We start from the raw sequence: 2684 nt of genomic DNA on the forward strand, positions 1-2684 counted from the left end.
CGGCGGCATGGGTCAGCGGGTGATGATCGCGATGATGCTTATTCCGCAGCCCGATGTCCTGATCGCGGACGAGCCGACCTCGGCGCTGGATGTCAGCGTGCAGGCGCAGGTGCTGGATCTGATAGACGGGATGATCGCCAAGAACGGGATGGCGCTGATCCTGATCAGTCATGATCTGGAACTGGTGGCCCGCTATTGTGACCGGGTGCTGGTCATGCATCGCGGACGTGTTGTCGAAGAACTCGAGGCCGGAGAACTCCACGCGGCGACCCATCCCTATACGAAGGGACTTTTGGCCGCCGTGCCCCGCATGGACGAAACCCGCAAGGTTCTTCCCGTGATGGACCGCGATATGGAATACGACCAATGACCCCGGCGTTGCACATCGACCATCTCTTTGTGCGCTACGGACGCACCGATGTGGTCAGGGACGTGTCCTTTTCGGTGAAACCGGGCGAAAGCTATGCGCTGGTCGGAGAAAGCGGTTCCGGGAAATCAACGATCCTGCGGTCCGTTGTCGGCATGGTCGATGACTGGCGTGGCAAGATCGAAGTTGATGGCGTGCCGCGGCAGGGGCGCATCGACCTTGCCTTTGCGCGGCATTGCCAGATGATCTTTCAGGACCCTTACGCGTCCTTGCATCCGCGCCGGACCGTGGATGCCACCCTTTTGGAACCGCTCAAGGTGCATGGCATCGGGGACCGCACAGAGCGGGTGGTGCAGATGATGCAGGACGTGGGACTTGACCCGCGCTTCCGCTTCCGCTTTCCGCACCAGCTGTCGGGTGGCCAGCGGCAGCGCGTCGCCATCGCGCGGGCCTTGATGCTCGAACCGAAACTTCTCTTGCTGGACGAGCCGACCTCGGCCCTTGATGTGAGCGTTCAGGCCGAGATCCTGAACCTCCTTGTGCGGATACGCGAGGAACGGAGCCTGACCTATGTTCTGGTCACACATTCGCTCCCCGTTGTCAGTTTTCTGTGTGACCGGCTGGGGGTCCTGCGCCATGGCCGCCTTGTCGAAGAGGCCGGGGTATCGGCCCTGCGCACCGGAACGTTTGCCGAACCCTATTCGCAAGAGTTATATGACGCCAGCCTCGGTGCAGGTGATCGCGAAATCGCGGCGCCGCCTGGGGCGACCAGAGGGATGGGCGTGTGAGTTTGGACGATATCACCGGAGCGAATGGATTGTTGATCGGAAAGACCATTCGTGTCCGGCGGCAAAAGCTGAAACTGACCTTGCAGGATGTGGCCGAGGACGCCGACATTTCGATCGGTTATCTCAGTCTCATCGAACGCGACAAGGCGGTGCCGACCTTGACGACGCTCGCGGCCATTTCTAAGGCGCTGGGGGTCGGAATGGAGTTCCTGATCACACGGCCACAACCGACCAACTGCGTCAGTCGAGCGAAGAACCGCCCGCAATTCGTCGTCGGGTCCGCACAATTGAGATATGAACGGCTTGGCGCGACGTTTCCGGGCAACGAGTTGTCGTCGTTCATCATGACGCTCGAGCCGGGGTATCAATCCGATATCGTCACCCATGCCGGGGAGGAGACAATCTTTGTTCTGACAGGAGAGTTGGACATCACGCTGGAAGACGAAATCCTGACCCTGGCAGAAGGTGACAGCGCGCATTATGACGCGAACCGCCCCCACGGATGGGCCAACCGGACCGATGCACCCGTGCGCGCGCTCTGGACCGGAACCATCGACCTTTTCGAGGACCGCAGCGCGACCTAGCTGCCCAGCCGTTGCGCTGCCTGAACTGCCCGATGCGCCGGGCCTGACAGGTGTTCGTTGCAGTAGGACACCCGCGCGTCGGTGTAATACTGCTCTTCGTGCAGTATGTTCATCGTGGCGACAAGGTGCCCGTCCTGCGTCACCGGTAGGTTGATCACCGACCCGCAGCCCAGCCGTCCGATCAGTTCGGCATCGGGAAATACAGTGTCGATTTCCTCCAAGGTATTGGCAACAAAGGTTTGGCCCCTTCCGTGCACATGATCGAACCAGCGGTTCATCGTGATCTCCTTGGTGCCGGATGTCGGATAGTTCGCGGCATCGGAACTGTAGGCGCGGCGGGCAAGCATGGCGTCCATATCGACGGTCATGATCGTGAACAGCTTTGCGCCCACGGTGTCATCGACCAGATCGTTCAGAGCCTTGTAGGCATCATCGGGCGTGTCCGCCTGAGCCAGGGCAAGATCGAAACGGGCAAGGGCGGTATCTGACATGGTTTATCCATTCTGCTTGGCATGGGCCGCCACGGCGGCATGGGTGCCGATGAACACATCGCCACGGGACCGCGCGTGGCGCAAGAGTTCATCGAGTATCCAGATCCGCGACCGATAGCCGATCACGAAGGGATGCATGACGAGTTGGCACAATCCACCTTCGTCGAACGCGGCATCGAATTCCCGCAGAAATACCTTGAGGACATCATCGGCGCTCAGAGTCGGACGAGTCGGCGGCACCCGGTTGAACAAGAGGTAGACTGCGTCGTCGCGGACCCAATCCACCGGGACTTCGACAAGGCCGGTTGGAGTGCCGTCGCTGATCAGTTCGTAACAGCTGTCATCGGCCATCATCGAACTGTCGTAGTCAAACCCGGCTTCGGCCACCAGCGGGATGGTGTGGTCGCTCAGGTCCCAATGGGCGGCGCGATGGCCCACGGGGCGGTGTCCGCTT

4 protein-coding genes and 1 pseudogene are annotated in these 2684 nt (G+C 60.7%); 3 read left to right on the top strand and 2 right to left on the bottom strand.

The annotated features are described in order from the left end of the window. From ACTIEN_RS22090 to ACTIEN_RS22100, 3 genes are all read left to right on the top strand, one after another. Positions 1-370 (top strand): ATP-binding cassette domain-containing protein (locus tag ACTIEN_RS22090; protein ID WP_439525292.1); only part of this gene is annotated, 370 nt, incomplete at its 5' end. Next, entirely contained in the window at positions 367-1155 is a 789-nt protein-coding gene (locus ACTIEN_RS22095) for an ABC transporter ATP-binding protein (RefSeq protein ID WP_439525293.1), read from the top strand. The genes ACTIEN_RS22090 and ACTIEN_RS22095, both read left to right, overlap by 4 nt. Next, positions 1152-1739, top strand: a complete 588-nt coding sequence (locus ACTIEN_RS22100) for a helix-turn-helix domain-containing protein (protein WP_439525294.1) — start codon at positions 1152-1154, stop codon at positions 1737-1739. Before ACTIEN_RS22095 ends, ACTIEN_RS22100 begins: the two co-directional genes overlap by 4 nt. On the opposite strand, the gene ACTIEN_RS22105 is transcribed toward ACTIEN_RS22100, so the two are convergent. Both ACTIEN_RS22105 and ACTIEN_RS22110 read right to left on the bottom strand, forming a co-directional pair. Further along, complete coding sequence (locus tag ACTIEN_RS22105) at positions 1736-2230, bottom strand: GAF domain-containing protein (RefSeq protein ID WP_439525295.1); 495 nt, start codon at positions 2228-2230, stop codon at positions 1736-1738. The genes ACTIEN_RS22100 and ACTIEN_RS22105 overlap by 4 nt on opposite strands. Before the next feature lie 3 nt (positions 2231-2233). Continuing rightward, positions 2234-2684: pseudogene (locus ACTIEN_RS22110) on the bottom strand (polysaccharide deacetylase family protein); the annotation flags it as partial.

Source organism: Marivita sp., from assembly GCF_051859345.1.
Classification (GTDB): Bacteria; Pseudomonadota; Alphaproteobacteria; order Rhodobacterales; family Rhodobacteraceae; genus Marivita.